An 18907-nucleotide genomic window follows, 5' to 3' on the forward strand; every position below is an offset into this window, starting at 1 on the left:
TTCCCCCGAATCTCCGTGATCGCGGGCAATCCTAGTCACGCCGGGATGGGCACGCACACAGCGCGAAGACGCTCCCCGAGCGCCTTCGCCTGGGCGTCGAGGAGCGGGCTGGCGGCCACTCCTCTGCCCAGCAACCCGTGCACGACGAAGTTCAGCGCGTGCAGGTTCGGCAGCGCGAACCGGTCGATCGGCAGGCCGCGGACCTCCGGCAGCAGTTCGCCGAGCCGGTCCGCGGTCAGGAACGCCGCGAGCCACGGATATCGGGCGGGGTCCCGCACCCAGACCCCGAGGTTGGCGTCGCCGCCCTTGTCGCCCGAGCGGGCTCCGGCGACCGTGCCGAGCGGCCTCGTCACCCCGGCCAGCGGATCCCCGGCGTACGGCGGCACGGCCGCCTCGCCGGGCGGCCCGCCGGCCGGCTCGCCCACGACCGGCCAGGGGGACCGGCCGTGCGAGGGGGTGTGCGGCACCTCGACGCGGAGTCCGTCCAGGCTCACCAGGGGAAGCACGGCCCCCGCCTCGACCGACGAGGGCCAGTAGACGCCGTACGGGGAGGCGTCGCCGGGCGGGGTCAGGCCGTAGAAGCCGGGATAGCTCGCCAGGCCGGTCTCCACCACCGCGGAGGAGAACGCCCGCCCTGCCGTGCGCGGATCGGGGTCCATCACGGTGATCCGCAGCAACGCCGTCCCGGCCGCGCCCAGGCCGCGCGTGTCCGTGTCCGCTGTCTCTGTGTCCGCTGCGCCTGCGCCGGGGCCGCCGCCCGCGACGAGAGGGGTCAGTTCCACGTGGACCTGTTCGAACGACTCGCGCGGGATCCGGGCCCAGATCGCCTCCTGCGCGACCCGGGCCTTGGCGGCGAGGTCGAGGCCGGTGAGCACGAGCGTCATCGTGTTGCGGTGGCCGCCCAGGAAGGTGACGGCGACCTTCAGGGTGTCCGGCGGGGGTTCGCCGCGCACGCCCGTGATCCTGACCCGGTCGGGGCCCTCCTGCTCAAGCCGGATGGTGTCGAACCGGGCGGTCACGTCAGGCCCGGCATAGCGCGGCGAGGCGATCTCGTACAGGAGTTGCGCGGTCACCGTGCCGACCGAGACCAGCCCGCCGGTCCCCGGATGCTTCGTGATCACACTCGATCCGTCGGCGTGCAGTTCGGCGATGGGGAAGCCGCAGTGGGCGAGGTCGGGCACCTCCTCGAAGAAGGCGTAGTTGCCGCCGGTCGCCTGGCAACCGCACTCGATCACGTGCCCGGCGACGACCGAACCGGCCAGCGGGTCGAGGTCGCCGGGACTCCAGCCGAACCACCACATGCCGGGCCCGGTGACCAGCGCCGCGTCGGTGACCCGCCCGGTGACGACGACGTCCGCGCCGTGCTCCAGCGCGACTGCGATCGGCCGGCCGCCGAGGTAGGCGTTGGCGGTCAGCGGAGCCGCTCGCAGGGTCTCGCCCGTGTCCGCGTGGACCGGCGGCGCGGCGAGGGGCATGAGGTCGTCGCCGGTGACGTGGGCGACGGCCGCGCGCAGCCCGAGCCGGTCGGCCAGGGCAGACACCGCCTCGGCGCAGCCGGCGGGGTCGAGACCGCCCGCGTTGGCGACCACCCTGATGCCCCGGTCGAGGCACGTGCCGAGGACCTGCTCCATCTGCGTGAGGAAGGTGCGGGCGTAGCCGGGGCGGCCCTTGAGCCGGTTGCCCGCGAGGATCGACATGGTGAGCTCGGCCAGCCAGTCGCCGGTCAGCACGTCGATCGGCCCGCCCTCGACCATCTCGCGGGCGGCCGACAGCCGGTCGCCGTAGAAGCCGCCGCAGTTCGCGACCCGCATCGGTCCCGGCCGCCCGGCCTCGTCCGTCATCTCCCGGCTTCCCCGGCCGTGGCCTCGGACGGAACCCAGGCGGCGGGCCGTTTCTCGGCGAACGCCCGCATCCCCTCCTGCCCCTCCGCCGAAGTGAAGCGTTCCGCCGAAAGCTCGGCCATCGCGCGGAACCCCTCGTCCACCGGCAGCAGCGGCACCTCGCGCACGAGCCGCTTGGTGATCGCCAGCGCCTCGGGGCCGCCGCGCAAGAGCATGCCGGTGTAGTGCGCCACCGTCGCGTCGAGGTCCTCCTCGGGAACGGCCCGGGTCAGCAGGCCGATCTCCACGGCGCGCGCGGCGCCGAAGACCTCGCCGGTGAGGAGGTATTCGGCCGCGGCCCGGGGCTCCAGGCGGCGCAGGCAGGTGACCGCGATCATGGCGGGGACCACCCCGAGCCTGACCTCGGTGAAGGCGAACGACGCGGTGGCAGGCGCGACGGCGAAGTCACAGGCCGCCACCAGGCCGAGGCCGCCCGCCCGGGCCGTGCCGTTCAGGCGGCACACGACCGGCTTGGGGCTCTCCCAGATCCGCAGCATGATGTCGGGGAACGACGCGGTGACGGGCGCACCTCCGCCGCGCTGCTCCTTGAGGTCGGCGCCGGCGCAGAACACCGGTCCCGTCCCGGTCAGCACGATCACCCGTACGCCGGGGTCGTCCAGCGCCCAGGACAGGGCGTCGTCGAGTTGCCGCAGCAGCGACGACGAGAGGGCGTTGCGGTTGTGCGGCGAGTCGAGCGTGACCGTGGCCACGCCGCCCGCCCGCTCCCGGCGTACCAGCACGTCCTGAGATCCGCTCACTGCCGCGCCGCCTCCCCGCCGGTTTCCCTGCCCGATTCCTCGCCGGTGTCCTGACCTTCCGCGCCCGTCTCCGCGCCCGTCTCCGCGCCCGTTTCCGCGTCCGGGGGAAGGTCCGTCGCCTCGGGCGGGCCTTCGCCGGGTTCCCGCGGGGGCGACGGCTCGATCACGGCGAGCGGCACGCCGGCCTCGACCTGCGCGCCCGCCGTCACCCGCAGGGCCGTCACAGTGCCCGAAGCGGGGGACACGATCAGATGCTCCATCTTCATCGCCTCCAGCACGACCACCGGCTGCCCGGCCTCGACCACGTCGCCCGGCTTGACCTCGACACGCAGGACCGTACCCGGCATCGGGGCGGGCAGCGCCCCCGGCGTCACCTGCGCGGCCGGTTCCGGCAGCCGCTCGACCGGCGTGAGCCGTACGGGACCGAGCGCGGAGTCGACGTGCACGAGCCGCCGGTCGTCGGAGGCCGGATAGGCGGCCACCTCGAAGGTGTGCCGCAGGCCCGCCGTCTCCAGCACGACCCGTGCGGGGGCCGCCGCCACGAGCGTGACGTCCTCGAACCCATCGGCCCGCAGCCCTTCCCTGGTCAGCCGGTAGGCGACCTCCAGTTGCCCGCCGTCCTCAGTGCGGAACGCCGTGCGTTGCGGCTGGGAGGGGACGTTGCGCCAGCCGCTCGGCAGCCCGCCGAGCATCCCCTCGCGCCGGGCGGTCTCGCGGCGCGCCGCCGCCCCGGCGAGCGCCGCCGCGAGCGCGGACAGCCGTACGGCGTCGGGGCCGGCGAGCGCCGCCGGAACGGGGTGCCGTTCGAGGAACCCGGTGTCGAGCGCCCCGGACAGGAAGTCCGGGTGCCGCAGCACTCCCACGAGCAGGTCGCGGTTGGTCGCCGGCCCGTGGATCCTGGCCCGGGTGAGCGCGCTCGCCAGCCGCCTGGCGGCCTCCGCCCGGTCCCTGCCGTACGAGACGACCTTGGCCAGCATCGGGTCGTAGTGGACGCCCACCTCGGTGCCGGAGACCACCCCGGAGTCGAGCCGCAGCCGCGCCCCGTGCGCGAACTCGCCGTCCACGCCGGGGACCTCGAAGCGGTGCAGCACGCCGCTGTGCGGGCGGCCCTCGGAGTCCTCCGCGTACAGGCGGGCCTCGATGGCGTGGCCGACCGGGCTCGGCGGCAGCGCGGCGAGGTGGGCGCCCTCGGCCACCTCGATCTGCAGCCGGACCAGGTCGACCCCGTAGACGCATTCGGTGACCGGGTGCTCCACCTGGAGGCGGGTGTTCATCTCCAGGAAGAAGAACCCCTCGTCCGACAGCAGGAACTCGACCGTGCCCGCGCCCTGGTAGCCGATCGCGCGGGCGGCCCGGATCGCCGCCTCGCTGAGTTCGCGCCGCAGTTCTGGACCGACCGCGGGGGAGGGGGCCTCCTCGATGACCTTCTGGTGGCGGCGCTGGATCGAGCACTCGCGCTCGCCGAGCGCCCAGACCGTGCCGTGGGCGTCGGCGAGGATCTGCACCTCGATGTGGCGGGCGCCCTCCACCAGGGGCTCGGCGAACAGCGTGCCGTCGCCGAACGCCGACAGCGCCTCGCGCCTGGCCGACTCGACGGCCGCGGCCAGGCCGGCCGGGTCGCGCACCACCCGCATGCCGCGCCCGCCGCCGCCCGCGGACGCCTTGACCAGCAGCGGAGCCGTCATCTCCACCGGGCTGTCCGGGGACAGCGGGACGGTCGGCAGGACCGGCACGCCGGCCTCCGCCATCAGCGCCTTGGCCTCGATCTTCTTGCCCATCGCGGCGACGGCCTCGGGGGAGGGGCCGATCCAGGCCAGCCCGGCGTCCAGCACGGCGCGGGCGAAGCCGGCGTTCTCCGACAGGAAGCCGTATCCGGGGTGGACCGCGTCGGCGCCCGACCTGCGGGCCGCCTCGACGACGCGTTCCCGGTCGAGGTACGCCGATGGGCCGCCGAGCCGTACGGCCAGGTCGGCCTCGGCCACGTGCGGGGCGGACGCGTCGGCGTCGGTGAAGACGGCGACGGTCTCGATGCCCATCTCGCGGCAGGTGCGGAAGACCCGGCGGGCGATCTCCCCGCGGTTCGCGACCAGCAGCCGCCCGATCATGACCCCTCACCCCCGCCGATCCGCGTCCACCCGGTGCCTATGAGAACGGTGCCTATGAGAACGATGCCTGTGCGCATGCCGGTCACATCCGGAAGACGCCGTAGCCGGCCCGTCCGGCGTCGGGCGCCCCCGACACCGCCGACAGGCACAGCCCGAGCACCGTACGGGTGTCGCGGGGGTCGATGACCCCGTCGTCGTACAACCGCCCGGACAGGAAGAACGCCGCCGACTCCGACTCGATCTGCGCCTCGACCGCCGCCCGCATCGCCGCGTCGGCCTCCTCGTCGTAGACCTGCCCCCGCGCCTGCGCGGCGGCCCGCCCCACGATCGACATGACGCCCGCGAGCTGGGCGGGTCCCATGACGGCCGACTTCGCGCTCGGCCAGCTGAACAGGAAGCGGGGGTCGTAGGCCCGCCCGCACATGCCGTAGTTGCCCGCGCCGTAGGAGGCGCCCATGACGATCGTGATGTGCGGCACGGTCGAGTTCGCCACCGCGTTGATCATCAGCGCGCCGTGCTTGACGATGCCGCTCTGCTCGTACTCCCTGCCGACCATGTATCCCGTGGTGTTCTGCAGGAAGACGAGCGGCGTGCGCGACTGGTTCGCGAGCTGGATGAACTGGGCGGCCTTCTGCGACTCCGGCCCGAAGAGCACCCCCCGGGCGTTGGCGAGGACCCCGACCGGATGGCCGTGGACGCTCGCCCATCCGGTGACCAGGCTCGGCCCGTAGAGCGGCTTGAACTCGTCGAAGTCGCTGCCGTCCACGATCCGGGCCAGGACCTCGCGAGGGTCGAAGGGGACCTTCAGGTCCTCCGGCACGATCCCGAGCAGTTCGTCCTCGTCGTACAGCGGGGCTGTGGAGGCGGGCGCGGGAACGTTCCCCGTCGCGCGCGGGCCGAGCCGCCGCACGATGCGGCGGCCGATCCGCAGGGCGTCGTACTCGTCGGCGGCGAGGTGATCGGCGAGGCCGGAGGTACGCGCGTGCATCTCCGCGCCGCCGAGCGACTCGTCGTCGGACTCCTCGCCCGTCGCCATCTTCACCAGGGGCGGGCCGCCGAGGAACACCTTGGCCTGCTCCCGCACCATGACGACGTGGTCGCTCAGGCCGGGCACGTACGCGCCGCCCGCGGTGGCGTTGCCGAAGACCAGCGCGATGGTCGGGACGCCGGCGGCCGACAGCCGGGTCAGGTCGCGGAACACCTGGCCGCCGGGGATGAAGATGTCCTTCTGCGAGGGCAGGTCAGCGCCGCCCGACTCCACCAGGTTCACGTACGGCATGCGGTTCCGCAGTGCGATGTCGGCGGCGCGCAGCGTCTTGCGGAGCGTCCAGGGGTTGGACGCGCCGCCGCGCACGGTCGGGTCGCTGGCCGTGACGACGCACTGGACGCCTTCGACGACCCCGATGCCGGTCACGACGCTCGCCCCGACGGGGTATTCGGTGCCCCAGGCCGCCAGCGGGGACAGCTCCAGGAACGGCGAGTCGGGGTCGACGAGCAGTTCTATCCGCTCGCGGGGCAGCAGCCTGCCGCGCGCCCGGTGCCGTTCCACGTACTTCTGGCCGCCCCCGGCGACGGCCTTGGCCTGCTCGGACTCGAGCTCGGCGAGTTTCGCCAGCATGGCCTCGCGCCGCGCGCCGTACTCGCCGCTGGAGGGGTCCAGCCGGCTGACGAGCACCGTCATGGCGCCACCGAACGAAGTTCTGTCACGTGATGATCCTCCTGGTGCCCCGCCGCCGCGTCAACGAGCCTGGCCCGGCGTCCGCCGATCGGCCGGTCACCCGGCCGGCGCCGGTCGATCAAGCTCGACGGTGACCCATGATCAAGCACGGTCGCGGCCGCGATCAACCGCAGTGCGACCAGGCGCTGCTCCAGGCGGCGGTGCCGTAGCCGCCGCCCCAGATGACGCACTTGCCCTTGGCGGGCAGCCGGATCGGCCCCGCGTAGACCGTGTAGGAGCCGGAGTCGGTCTTCGACGACCCGCCCTGCACCTTGAGCACCGCGCTCATCTTGACCTTGTTCGGCATGACGTACTTCGACAGCGTGATCACGCAGTTGTAGCCGTTGGACGCGTTGTAGAGCAGATACGTCGTCGCCTGCCCGTAGGAGTGGGAGTCGACGACGCCGTAGCCGCTGCCGCACACGCCCTTGGCCGTGTTGGTGTTGGGCGTGGGCGCCGGGGCGGAGGTGGTCTTGCCCGTGCTGGGTTTGGGGGTCGAGCTGGGTTTGGGGGTCGTGGTGGCTTTGGGGGTGGTGGCCTTCGTCGGCGCCGGGGTCGCCTTGCTCGGCGCGGGGGTGGCCTTCGCGGGCGGCGTACCGGCGTTTCCGGTGGGTTCGGCCTGGGCGGGGGTCGTCGTGGAGGGAGACGGCTTCGTCCGGCGGGTGCGCGTGGGGGAGACGGGCGGTCTCGGGCTCGGCTGGAGCCGTCGTGCCGTGTGGCTCGGCGAGGGCGTGCCGGGCTCGGGCGCGGCGGAGGTGACCAGCTCGGACGGCAGCGGGACGGGCGGCTCCACGTCCTGGGACCGTGTCACCGTGGGCGACGCGACGGGCCCGAGGGCGTCCTCGGAGGAGATCTGCCTGGCCGACACCCACGTCGGCACGAGGAAGGCCGCCGCGGCGAGGGCGGAGACCCCGGCCCCCGCGACCACCCATGTCAGCGCCGGCCGCCGCGTCGCGCGGGCGCCGGACCCGCGCGGCCCCGGCTGCTGGGGTCCCGTCTGGGGTCCCGGCCGCGCTCCCGCGTGCGGCCCCGGTGGTTGGGGGCCTGGTACGTGCGATCTGGGTGCCGGATACCCCGGCGGCGGGGATGGGGCCGCCTGGGATGGGGCCGCCTGGGATAAGGGCGGCGCGGCGGCGGGCCGTACGGGCACGGTGGGCTGCCCGGTGAGCCGCGCGACCACCTCCTCGGCCGAGGGACGCGGGGCGGGATCCTTCGACAGGCAGGCGGAGACGATCTCCCGCAGGGGCATCGCGAGATCGCCCAGGTCGGGCTCCGCGTGCAGGATCCGGGTGATCACCGAGGGGATCGTGTCCGCGCCGAAGGCGGGCCTGCCGGTGGCGGCGAACACCATCGTGACGCCCCAGGCGAACATGTCTGCCGCGGCGCCCGCCGTGCCGCCGGACAGCACCTCGGGGGCGAGGTAGGCGGGTGTGCCGATGGACGCGCCGGTCGCGGTGGCCTGCGGCGAGTCGGGCGCCCTGGCCACGCCGAAGTCGATGACGACAGGCCCCTCCGGGCCCATCAGGACGTTGGCCGGCTTGAAGTCGCGGTGGGTGATCCCCGCCCGGTGGATGGCGGCCAGGGCCGTCGCCGTGCTGATGGCGAGCCGTTGGAGCGCGGACCCCCGGCGCGGTCCCTCCCGGTCCACGAGCTGCCGCAGCGACGGCCCGGGCACGAACTCGCTGACGATGAACGGCTGGTTGCCCGCGAGGTCGGCGTACAGGACGGGGGCCGTGCAGAACGGCGCCACCCGCTGGGCGAGCGCGACCTCGCGCAGGAACCGCTCCCGCGCCTCCGGGTCGGTCGTCAGCCGGTTGTGCAGCAGCTTGACCGCGACCTGCTCGCCCGAGGGGCCCCGGCCGAGGTAGACGATCCCCTGGCCGCCCTCGCCGAGCCGGTCGACGAGTGTGAACGGGCCCAGGCGTGCCGGATCACCCGCCGATAACGCCACTGTCGCCCCCGAGTGCCACTACAACCTGACAATGGACGCAAACGCTACCAGCGCAGTCAGATTGCTTTACCGGGGTTGAGGATGTTCAGCGGATCGAACACCTGCTTGATTCCCCGGTGGAGTTCCGCGGTCACCGGACCGGTCTCCAGGTCGAGCCAGCGCTTCTTCAGCAGGCCGACGCCGTGTTCGCCGGTGAGCGTCCCGCCGAGGTCGAGCGCGGCGCGGAAGACCTCGTCGGCCGCGGCCCAGACCGCCGCGGGTGGCTCGGTCAGACCGCGGTCGAAGACGAACACCGGATGGACGTTGCCGTCCCCCGCGTGCGCGACCGTCGCGATCAGCACGTCGTGCCGGGCCGCGGCCTCCTCGATCCTGGTGATCATCTCGGGGAGCGCCGAGCGGGGCACGCACACGTCCTCCACGAGGCACTGGCCCAGCCGCTCCTTGGCCTGGTAGGCCAGGCGCCTGATGCCGATGAGCTCGGCGGCCTCCTCCGGGGTGGACGACACCGCGACGAACGACGCGGCCCCGCACAGGGCCGCCATCCGGTCGGCCGGGCCCTCCGCCTGGGCGATCAGCATCGCCCTGGTGGTGGGCTCCAGCCCGATGTTCTTCCATTCGTCGATGGCCCGCAGGGTCGTGCGGTCCATCAGTTCGAGCATCGAGGGCTGGCAGCCCGCGGCGACGATCGCCGACACGGCCGCCGCCGCGTCGCGCAGCGAGGTGAACTCTGCGGCGACCGTGGACACCTCGCCCGGCGCCCGCCGCAGCCGCAGCGTCGCTGCGGTGATCACTCCGAGCGTGCCCTCCGAGCCGACGAACAGGCCGGTCAGGTCGTAGCCGGTCACGCCCTTCATCGTCCGCCGGCCGGTGTCGAGCACGCGGCCGTCGGCCAGCACGACCTCGAGTCCGAGCGTGGAGTCGCGGGTCACGCCGTACTTCACGCACCGCAGGCCGCCCGCGTTCGTCGCCAGGTTGCCGCCGATGGTCGAGATCTCGTACGACGAGGGGTCGGGGGCGTACATCAGGCCGTGCTCGCGGGCCGCGCGGTCGAGGTCGGCGGTGACGACGCCGGGCTCCACGACCGCGATCTCGTCCTGCGGCGACAGTTCGCGGATCGCGGTCATCCGCGCGAGCGACAGGACGACGCAGCCGTCAACGGCCGTCGCCCCGCCGGCGAGCCCGGTGCCCGCGCCGCGCGGCACGACGGGCACGCGGTGCTCGGTCGCCCAGCGCATCGTGGCCACCACGTCGCCGCGCGACTCGGCCAGGACCACGCCGAGCGGTGTCCCCGGCGGCAGGAACGTGCGGTCCCCGGCGTACGAGCCGGTGACGTCGGGATCGGTGAGGACTCGCCCGTCCGGCAGCGCCGCCGCGAGCGCGGAGGTCAGATCGTTCACGTTGGGACTTTACGGCACGCTTCGGTATCGGGTGTTATCCGGAATTATTTACGGTTTACGGTACAGATCACATTTTGGCAACCATGTCGGATGTCTCTTTACCTGCCCTTTACCCCCTCGTTTAAGGTCCCGCATGCGCGCTCATCCCGGCGCGCCGTGCATGGGTGTCCGGGGAACCCGGACGGGAAGGGATCTCGTTGTCCAAGAGAATCCGGCGTCTCGCCGCGATCGTGCCCGCACTAGGGCTGGCGGCAGGAGGTCTGGCAGCGGCCGGTGCGGCTGCGGCGCCCACAGCGGGCTATCAGCCCTCCGCCAAGGACCACTACATCAACTACGCGCCCCCGCGCGCGCAGGGCGACTTCACCACCACGGAGGAGAAGGTGCCCCCCGCGGGCGCCAAGCGGACGGCGGCTCTCGCACGGGCCATCGACCGCAAGTTCGCCAGCGGCAACCCGGTCGCCGCCCGCGTGCTGGCCAAGCACGAGAAGCAGGCGATCAGGACCGGGAAGAACCCCTTCGACTTCATCTACAAGAAGGCGAAGACGACCCGCACCGCCAAGCTGCTCACGCTTCTGGTCGAGTTCAACGAGCAGGCCAACGACGACTTCTCCGGCTGGTCGCACCCGAGGACGACCAACGACGTCGACGATTGCGTCACCGAGCCGCCCGGCACCAAGCTGAACGGCCCGCTGCACAACACGATCCCCAACCCCGCGACCGCCGGGGGCGGCGGCAAGGACAACAACTCGATGTGGGTGGCGGACTTCAACACCGCCCACTACAACAACATGCTCTACACCTCGAAGGGGATCACGACCCGGGTCCGTACGGACCTGAAGGACCCCCGGGACGGCAAAAAGGGCATCGACATCTCCGGCTACACCATGAAGAACATGTACGAGGAGATGTCGAAGGGCGCCTACACCGTCACCGGTGAGGCCGTCGGCTGGCTGAAGGTGCCGCACTCCGAGGCGTGGTACGGCGCCGGCAAGTGCGGCACGTACCCGCAGGACATGACAGGACACCCGGACAACCCGCGCGGCGCGGCCCAGCTCGCGGTCGACGCCGTGGACGCGCTCGTGGCGGCGAACCCGAACTTCCCGTGGGCGGACTACGACGTCGAGGACGTCTCCGACGCCGACGGCGACGGCAACTTCGACGAGCCCGACGGCGTCATCGACCACCTCGTGCTGATCCACGCCGGTGAGGACAAGTCCAGCGGCGGCGGCGCCGAGGGCACGTTCGCCCTGTGGGCCCACTCCAGCGACGTGGCCGGCGGCTACACGGTCCCGGGCACGAACGTCAAGATCTCGAACTACATCCTCCAGCCGGAGGACTCCGGCGTGGGCGTGTTCGCCCACGAGTACGGCCACGACCTCGGCCTGCCGGACCTGTACGACACCACCGGCGCGGGCGACTCCGACGTCGACTTCTGGGACCTGATGTCGAGCGGCTCGCACTCCGGGCCGATCTTCCAGTCGATGCCGACGCACATGGGCCTGTGGGACAAGTGGGTGCTCGGCTGGGCCAACCCGAAGGTCATCGAGCAGGGCGGCAAGACCCAGGTCGTCACGATCGGCCAGACCTCGCGCACGCCGAAGGGCACCGAGGACGGCGTCAGGATCAACCTGCCGGACAAGCTGAACGTCATGACCACGCCGCACAGCGGGTCGAACGTGTGGTGGTCCAACAGCGACCAGGACTGGGCCGACAACAAGCTGGCCAGGACCATCGACGTCCCGGCCGGGCCGGACCCGAGGTTCTGGTGGTGGAGCGACTGGGGCATCGAGGCCGACTGGGACTTCGGCTTCTTCGAGGTGTCCGCCGACGGCGGCGCCACCTGGGCAGAGCAGAAGATCTACGCCGAGGACGGCAGCCTCGTCAGCACCGGTGACGACTACACCGACCCCAACGGCCGCCTGAAGGACTACGGCAACAAGAAGTACGGCCTCACCGGGGAGAGCGGCGGCTGGCATCACCTGTACGTCGACCTGGCTCCGTTCGCCGGCCAGACCGTCCAGATCCGCCTGCGCTACAACACGGACGCGGCGGCCATGGAGCGCGGCTGGTTCAACGACGACTTCTCGCTGAACAGCGGCGCCACCGCGGTCTGGACCGACGACGTCGAGGGCGGCGCCAACGGCTGGACGGCCACCAAGGGCACGTTCACCGACAGCACCGGCGCCGGCTGGATCATCCACTCCGGCCAGGAGCAGGCGGCGCAGTACTACCTCGCCGAGTGGCGCAACTTCGACGGGTTCGACAAGGGCCTGCAGTACGCCTACGACACGACCTGGCAGCGCGACGGCGCCTGGAAGGTCGAGAAGATCAAGTACAACGCCCCCGGCCTGCTCGTCTGGTACCGGGACACCGCCCAGCCCAACAACGACGTCTCTGGCTCGACGTTCGACCTGCCGTCGGTGGGCCCGAAGGGCGAGCTCCTCATCGTGGACTCGCACTTCGACCCGCTGCGCCGCACCGGCGCGGCGGCGCAGAAGGACCCGAGCGTCCTGAAGAACCTCCCGTCCCGCCCGCAGTCCTCCAACGCGGCGTTCAACTTCGTCGGCACCTACCCGTTCAAGGAGTGCGTCGAGGGCGAGCCGTTCAAGGAGTACTGCACCTCGTTCGGCAAGCAGTCGGCGGTGACGGCGTTCACGGACGCCAAGGGCTGGTACCCCGGCCTGGAGATCCGCGACGGCAGCCTCTACTACCGTCAGCGTGACTCCTCCGCGGTCGTCCCGTCCAAGGGCAACCAGCAGTACTCGACCAGGATCGTCAACGCGGACGGCACCCCGGCGAAGGAGCTGTACGGCACCGACATCGGCGGCGCCATCCTCGGCACCGGCAACCCCGGTGACGAGGGCAAGCAGCTCGGCGTGCAGATCTCGCTGGTCAGCCCGCTGCCGCTGGACCTGGGCGCGCTCGTGAAGATCACGCCCGCCAAGAAGTAACCCAAGGAAGAAACACCGCCTCCCGGCGGTGCCCGTGCCCGGCCGCCGTCCGCTCACCGGACGGCCGCCGGGCACATCCATGCCCGCCGGGAGCTCCACGACGGCGTCGTACGGCATGCGCGGCGCGGCGCGGCGGCCCCTAGCATGAGATCGTGCGAAGCAAGGCGGATCACACGGCGGCCATCCACGCGGAGCGGAGGGCGGCCCTCGTCGTGAACACGAAGTCCCGGCGGGGCCGCCGCCACTACGCCGAGGTGGTGCGGCTGCTGCAGGACCGGGGCTTCCAGCTCACCGGCGTCCACCCGGTGACCGACCCGGCCCGGCTGCGCGACGTCCTCACCCGGGCGCTGGACTCGCGGCCCGACCTGCTCGTGGTCGGCGGCGGCGACGGCACGCTCAGCAGCTCGATCAAGCACGTCGCCGGCCGTGACGTGGCCCTCGGCGTGCTGCCGCTCGGCACCACCAACAACTTCGCCCGCAGCCTCGGGCTGCCGCTCGACCTCGCCGGGGCGATCGGCGTGTTCACCGAGGGCAAGGTGGCCGACATCGACCTCGGCGTCTGCGGCGACCGGCCCTTCGCCAACCTCGCGAGCTTCGGCGTCTCCGTCGAGGTGGCGGGCACCGTCAAGCCGTGGCTCAAGCGGATGCTCGGCCGGGCAGCCTACCCGCTGACCGCGCTCACGATCCTGCCCAGGCACCGGCCGTTCCGCGCCTACATCACGGTGGACGGCAAACGCCACGAGCTGCTGACCCACCAGCTCAACATCGCCAACGGCCGCTTCCACGGCGGCTGGCAGATCGCCAGGGACGTCAGCATCGACAACCGCCGGCTCGTGGCCTACCAGCTCGGCTCGGGCAAGCGGCTGCGGCTGCTCGGGGAGACCCTCGTACGGGCGACCACCGGCAAGTGGACCAGCCTCGCGGGCGGCCCGTTCGTGACCGGCCAGGAGATGCTGCTGGAGACCGACCCGCCGCTGGCGGCCGACATCGACGGCGAGGTGCGGCTGCTCACCCCGCTCGTGCTCAGGACCATCCCGAACGGCGTCCGGGTGATGGTGCCGCAGAGCTTCGAGGACACCTGATCCCTACTCGTCCTCCTCGGCCGCGAGAGTCCGGTACGCCGGCCGCAGCAGGTCGAGGAGCGGGATGTGCCTGGCCTTGACGGGCGGCGGGTCCAGCGCGCGGAGCAGCAGGTCGGGAGGCGACTGCGGGCCGGCCGGCGGGCCGGGGAGGGCCGGCGCCGCGCCGGACCCGTAGAAGTCGCCGGCGCGCTCGGCGAACGGGACGTCGGCCACGTCGAGAAGCCCCGGCCGGTTCGCGCGCTCTCCTTCGCCGGGATGGCGGAGCGCGTCGAGCAGCGCGTCCCTGGCCATGCCCCGCCAGGCCAGCACCAGGAACGGGTCCTCGTCGAACGCCTCGGCCAGCAGGTAGAGCACCGCCGACAGGTGCTTGCAGGGGAAGCCCCAGTCGGGGCACGAGCAGGCCATGTCCAGCCCGTGCTCGCCGGGGAACAGCGGCAGCCCGCACCCGGCGAAGACGTCCTCGATCTCCGGGGGCATCTCCCCGGCGAGCAGCTTGGCCCGGTGCAGCGCCTGCGCGCCCAGCGCCGCCGTCAGTTTCGCCCACTCGGCCGCGCCGTACGCCGTGATCCCCACGCTCACGTCGTACGGCCTGCTGCGTGAGCCCTGCACCCAGGCCTTCGCCAGCCCGGGGCCGAGATCGAGGTCGAGCACCTGGCCGCGCCGGGCGTACGCGCGGCCCCGGCTCAGCCTGCCCGGGTCGCAGACGCCCTCCAGGATGTCGATGAACCGGCGCGACCACCACCGCTCGCCGATGGACCCGCGCTTGGAGCGCGCCTTGATGCCGCCCTCCACGCGGATGGGCCGCGCGGCCTCGAACCAGCCGTCCCGGCCGGCCGGCATCAGCTCACCGCCTCGGGCGACAGGCGGAACAGCTCGCGCAGCTCCGCCGTGGACAGCTCGGCGAGCCACTCCTCGCCCGTCCCGACGACGCTGCCGGCCAGCGCCTTCTTGCGCTCGATCATCTCGTCGATCCGCTCCTCCAGAGTCCCCGTGCAGATGAACTTCCTGACCTGCACGTTCCTGGTCTGGCCGATTCGGAACGCGCGGTCGGTCGCCTGGTCCTCCACGGCAGGGTTCCACCACCGGTCCACGTGGATCACGTGGGCGGCCGCCGTCAGGTTGAGCCCGGTGCCCGCGGCCTTGAGCGACAGCAGGAACAGCATGGGCTCGTCGTCGGACTGGAACCGCTCCACCAGCGCGTCGCGCGCCTTCTTCGGCAGCCCGCCGTGCAGCCACAGCACCGGGCGGCCGACGCGCGCCGCCAGGTAGGGCTGCAGCATCGAGCCGAACTCGGCGTACTGCGTGAAGACCAGCGCCTTGTCGCCCTCGCTGACGATCTCCTCGGCCAGCTCCTCCAGCCGGGCCAGCTTGCCCGAGCGGCCCGCCAGCCGGGAGCCGTCCTTGAGCAGGTGGGCCGGGTGGTTGCAGACCTGCTTGAGCTTGGCCATCGCGGCGAGGACGTTCCCCCGGCGCTCGATGCCCTCGCTGCCGGAGATCCGGTCCATCATGTCCTCGACCACCGCCTGGTAGAGGCTCGCCTGCTCCGGCGTGAGCGTGCACCAGACCTTCATCTCCAGCTTGTCCGGCAGGTCCGAGATGATCGTCTTGTCGGTCTTGAGGCGCCGGAGCACGAAGGGGCCGGTGGCCCGCCTGAGCGCGGCGGTGGCCGTCTCGTCGCCGTGCCGTTCGATCGGCTCCTGGTAGCGGCGGCGGAAGGCCCGCGCCGACCCGAGCAGCCCCGGGTTGCAGAACTCCATGATCGACCACAGCTCGGCCAGATGGTTCTCGACCGGGGTGCCGGTCAGCGCCAGCCTCGTCCGCGCCGGAAGCGAGCGCACCGCCTGCGACTGCCGGGCGGCGGCGTTCTTGACGGCCTGGGCCTCGTCGCAGACGACCCGCGCCCAGGTGAACCCGGCGAGGACGTCGCGGTCCCGCGACGCCGTGCCGTACGTCGTGAGGACGAGGTCGGTGCGGGCGACCCGCTCGGCCAGTTCCTCGCCACGGAGCCGGCCGGTGCCGTGGTGGAGATAGGCGTCCAGCGAAGGCGCGAAGCGGGCCGCCTCCTTCTGCCAGTTGCTGAGCAGCGACATCGGGCACACCAGCAGTGTCGGCTCAACGCGCTCGCCCGATTCGCGCTCCTTCATGAGAAGCGACAGCGTCTGGGCGGTTTTGCCGAGACCCATGTCGTCCGCGAGGATGCCGCCGAGTCCGAGCCCGGACATGAAGTCGAGCCAGGCAAGGCCGCGCTCCTGGTACGGCCGGAGCGTCCCCTGGAAGGCGGCGGGGGTGGCGACGGGTTCGAGACGGCGGTCGGCCTCGCCCGACAGCAGGTCGCCGAGCGGGCCGTCGGCGTCCACCCCGACCAGCGGCAGGTCGTCGTCGCCGCCCTGAACCACCTCGCGGAGGATCTCGCCGACCGTCGTGAGGCCCGAGCCGCGGCGCTCCACCGCCTTGAGCGCGGCGTCGAGCCGGCCGGCGTCCAGCTCGACCCACTGCCCCCGTAACCGGACCAGCGGCACCTTGAGCCTGGCCAGCTCCGCCAGCTCCTCCTCGCTGATCGTCTCGTCGCCGACGGCCAGCTCCGCCCGGAAGTCCATCAGCTGCTCCAGCCCGAACCCCTGGCCGGCGGCGGCGCCTGGCCCGGAGCGCGACCGGGCGGTGAGCTTCAGGCCGAGCCTGGCACGGCCGGCCCACGCGGGCAGCCGCACCCCGAACCCGGCCGACTGCAGGAGCGGCGCGGCATGGCGGAGGAAGTGGAAGGCGTTCTCGACGTCCAGGTCGACATGCGCGGGCCGGGACTGCCGGAGCGCGTCGTCGATCTTCGGGTAGAGGCGGGCGGCCCGGCCAAGCCCGGTCAGCAGGGCCTCGTCGGCGCGTCCTGGCAGGCCGGGCATGGTCTCGCCCGCCCACAGCAGGGGAGCGGGCAGATAGAGGCTCGGGTCCTCGGAGGACTGGAGGGCGAACTCCAGACGCCAGGTGCCGCCGTCCGCCCGGGCCGCCGCGGCGGCGTCCGCGTGGGCCAGGTCGTACTCGGCGGCGATGTCCTGGCGCGCGCCTGCCGCCGGGGCGGCGGACTCGGCCGTCTCCCGTTCGACCGTCTCCGGCTCGATCAGGCGGAAGGACACCTTGACGGGTCCTTCGAGCTGGTGGGCCGACCGGAACCACTCCTGGAGCGGCCGGGCCAGCGTCTCGGCCTCCTCCCTGCCCACGCCGGGCAGCGCGGCCGCGTCGCCGGTGAGCGCCACCGTCCAGCGGTCGGCCAGGGGACTGCGCCGCCCGGGACGGTGCCCGCCCAGCAGGCGCTCGGGCAGGGCCTGCCGTACGGCGGCGTCGGTCAGGGTGGCCATCGCCTCGATCAGCACGTGGGCGGAGGGCCGCTCCTCGGCCACGGCCCGGCAGACCGGTGGCATGGCGGCGGCGAGCTCCCGGAAACAGGTGGCGTCGCGACCGGTCAGGACCGGCCGCCACCGGGCCGCGTAGCCGCCGTCCTCGGCGACGAGCTGGGGCAGCACCCGGCCGCGCCGCACCAGGTCGCGGACCTGCCCGGCCACGACGGCGAGATAACGCACGGAGGGCCCGGCGAGGACGTCGGCGGGAACGTCGCCTGGCCGGTCACCCGGCTCAGGGGACTCCGCGGGAGGGCGGGCCGCCTCGTCGAGCGTGGTCAGCAGGCGCAGCGCCGGGCCCGCGTCCACCAGCAGTGCGGGCACCCGCCACGCCCTGATCCCGGGCCGGCGGGCGGCGACGCTCAGCCCGGTCTCCGGTGAGGGGAGGGGGCCGGACGCGGAGCCCGGCAGGAGCAGCGTCACCTCGCCGGGCACGGCCTTCGCCGCCGCCTCGGCGGCCGCGTCCCCCCAGCTCGGCAGCGCGGCGGCGAGAGCGCTCTGCGGCGCGGCGAAGGGGTGGGGCCGGACCCTGGCCCGGGAGGCGCCCGGCCCGGCGGCGCGGCTCGTGTCCTCCGCCCAGAGCGCGAGGCGACCGGCGTCCCAGGCCGCGTGTGTCACGAGCATTCCTTCTCCTCCTGCCACACCGGAACGCTAGCAGCGTTTCCCGCGCCCACGGATGCGTGCTCGGCCGCCCGGGCGGTCTCCGCCGCGCCGCTCAGTGATCTCTCCTTGACGCAACTTCGATATGCTTAGCAGACTGCCGTTATCTTACTCATAACTGCAGGAGGCGCGAGGTGCTCGCCTCCGGCGCCCAGGTGATCAAGATCGCGACCAGCAGCCAGAGCGTCAAGGACGAGGTGCAGTGGGAACTGCCCACCTTCACCGAGGACGAGGTCGTCGCGATCGTGTCGGAGTCACACGCGGCCGGCGTGAAGGTGACGAGCCACGCGATCGGCAGCCAGGGCACCATGACCGCGGTGCGGGCCGGAGTGGACGGCATCGAGCACGGCTGGGGGATCGCCGACGAGGTCATGGAGGCGATGGCGGAGCGGGGCACGTGGCTGATCCCCACCTTCTTCATCGCCGACTACCACCGCAGGTTCGACCCCACGGCGGCCGAGCGCGAGCAGGCGGACCGGCTGCTCCAGGGCGCCCTCGACACGGTGGCGCGGGCGCGCACGATGGGGGTGCGCATCGCGATGGGCAGCGACGCGGGGGAGGCGATGTACGGCACGGCAGGCGGGCCGCCGCAGGCCGACAGGGTGCCGCACCCGGGGAAGGCGATCTGCTCGGGTGGCTCCACGGGGCGCCCGAAGATCATCATTGATCCGCTGCCCTGGGCCAGGACGCCGGGCGACCTCGGCGTGCTGGGCCGTCAGGGGCTGGCGTCCGGCCAGACCCAGCTCGTCACCGGGTGACGTTCGCGGGCTTTGTGCCGACGATGATGCAGCGCATCGCGCGCCTGCCCGGCATCACGCGCCGCGACTTCTCCAGCTTCGAGGCGCTCTACCACAGCGGCGCCTCGATGCCCGAATGGGTGAAGCGGACCTGGCTCGGCCTGGTCCCGCCGGAACGGCAGTACGACGTGTACGGCACCGCGGAGGCTGGTGGGGCGCTGCCTCATCCGGGGGGGGGGGGGGGGAGGGGCTGGCCAGGCCGGGCAGCGTCGGCCGGCCCGAC

Annotated in this window: 12 protein-coding genes; 4 read left to right on the forward strand and 8 right to left on the reverse strand. The window is 72.9% G+C overall.

Annotated features, from left to right (window positions below; all coding sequences use genetic code 11):
• Positions 1-35: 35 nt before the first annotated feature.
• From HHX31_RS18780 to HHX31_RS18805, 6 genes are all read right to left on the reverse strand, one after another.
• The gene (locus HHX31_RS18780; RefSeq protein WP_169949574.1) at positions 36-1841 is read right to left on the reverse strand and encodes an acyclic terpene utilization AtuA family protein; all 1806 of its coding nucleotides are present in this window, start codon (positions 1839-1841) and stop codon (positions 36-38) included.
• A complete protein-coding gene (locus HHX31_RS18785; protein ID WP_169949575.1) occupies positions 1838-2638 on the reverse strand; it encodes an enoyl-CoA hydratase-related protein in 801 nt (266 codons plus the stop codon). Before HHX31_RS18785 ends, HHX31_RS18780 begins: the two co-directional genes overlap by 4 nt.
• Positions 2635-4743 (reverse strand): biotin carboxylase N-terminal domain-containing protein, encoded by a 2109-nt coding sequence (locus HHX31_RS18790; RefSeq protein WP_169949576.1) that lies wholly within the window; start codon positions 4741-4743, stop codon positions 2635-2637. Before HHX31_RS18790 ends, HHX31_RS18785 begins: the two co-directional genes overlap by 4 nt.
• A gap of 82 nt (positions 4744-4825) precedes the next feature.
• Positions 4826-6424 carry an acyl-CoA carboxylase subunit beta gene (locus HHX31_RS18795; protein ID WP_169949577.1) on the reverse strand — a complete coding sequence of 533 codons (1599 nt, stop codon included), beginning with the start codon at positions 6422-6424 and terminating at the stop codon, positions 4826-4828.
• A 160-nt stretch (positions 6425-6584) separates the two neighbouring features.
• Complete coding sequence (locus tag HHX31_RS34465) at positions 6585-8411, reverse strand: protein kinase domain-containing protein (RefSeq protein WP_311932017.1); 1827 nt, start codon at positions 8409-8411, stop codon at positions 6585-6587.
• Between the two features lie 56 nt (positions 8412-8467).
• Positions 8468-9808, reverse strand: coding sequence for an FAD-linked oxidase C-terminal domain-containing protein (locus tag HHX31_RS18805; RefSeq protein ID WP_311932018.1), 1341 nt, complete (start codon positions 9806-9808; stop codon positions 8468-8470).
• Positions 9809-10005: 197 nt separating this feature from the next.
• Between HHX31_RS18805 and HHX31_RS18810 the strand changes: the two genes are divergently transcribed.
• Together HHX31_RS18810 and HHX31_RS18815 are read left to right on the forward strand one after the other, a co-directional pair.
• Positions 10006-12759, forward strand: a complete 2754-nt coding sequence (locus tag HHX31_RS18810; RefSeq protein WP_169949578.1) for an immune inhibitor A domain-containing protein — start codon at positions 10006-10008, stop codon at positions 12757-12759.
• 152 nt (positions 12760-12911) lie between these two features.
• On the forward strand, positions 12912-13841 hold the full coding sequence (locus HHX31_RS18815; protein WP_169949579.1) for a diacylglycerol kinase family protein: 930 nt from the start codon (positions 12912-12914) through the stop codon (positions 13839-13841).
• A 3-nt stretch (positions 13842-13844) separates the two neighbouring features.
• Here HHX31_RS18815 and HHX31_RS18820 read toward each other — a convergent pair whose 3' ends face one another.
• Positions 13845-14681: an SWIM zinc finger family protein gene (locus tag HHX31_RS18820; RefSeq protein ID WP_169949580.1), complete on the reverse strand. Its 837-nt coding sequence runs from the start codon at positions 14679-14681 to the stop codon at positions 13845-13847.
• On the reverse strand, positions 14681-17851 hold the full coding sequence (locus HHX31_RS18825; RefSeq protein WP_169949581.1) for a DEAD/DEAH box helicase: 3171 nt from the start codon (positions 17849-17851) through the stop codon (positions 14681-14683). The genes HHX31_RS18820 and HHX31_RS18825 overlap by 1 nt, the downstream gene beginning before the upstream one ends.
• A 170-nt stretch (positions 17852-18021) precedes the next feature.
• On the opposite strand from HHX31_RS18825, the gene HHX31_RS18830 reads away from it, so the two are divergent.
• Both HHX31_RS18830 and HHX31_RS33730 read left to right on the forward strand, forming a co-directional pair.
• Complete coding sequence (locus HHX31_RS18830; protein ID WP_169949582.1) at positions 18022-18645, forward strand: amidohydrolase family protein; 624 nt, start codon at positions 18022-18024, stop codon at positions 18643-18645.
• Positions 18646-18668: 23 nt separating this feature from the next.
• Positions 18669-18907, forward strand: a 239-nt coding sequence (locus tag HHX31_RS33730; protein WP_211589875.1) for a hypothetical protein, incomplete at its 3' end; no start/stop codon positions are given.

It is taken from the genome of Microbispora sp. H11081 (assembly GCF_012999535.1).
Lineage (GTDB): Bacteria > Actinomycetota > Actinomycetes > Streptosporangiales > Streptosporangiaceae > Microbispora.

Coding starts and splice junctions, on each gene's coding strand:
- HHX31_RS18780 (WP_169949574.1), bottom strand. CDS start 1,841: ATGACGGACGAGGCCGGGCGGCCGGGACCGATGCGGGTCGCGAACTGC.
- HHX31_RS18820 (WP_169949580.1), bottom strand. CDS start 14,681: ATGCCGGCCGGCCGGGACGGCTGGTTCGAGGCCGCGCGGCCCATCCGC.
- HHX31_RS18795 (WP_169949577.1), bottom strand. CDS start 6,424: ATGACGGTGCTCGTCAGCCGGCTGGACCCCTCCAGCGGCGAGTACGGC.
- HHX31_RS18790 (WP_169949576.1), bottom strand. CDS start 4,743: ATGATCGGGCGGCTGCTGGTCGCGAACCGCGGGGAGATCGCCCGCCGG.
- HHX31_RS18825 (WP_169949581.1), bottom strand. CDS start 17,851: ATGCTCGTGACACACGCGGCCTGGGACGCCGGTCGCCTCGCGCTCTGG.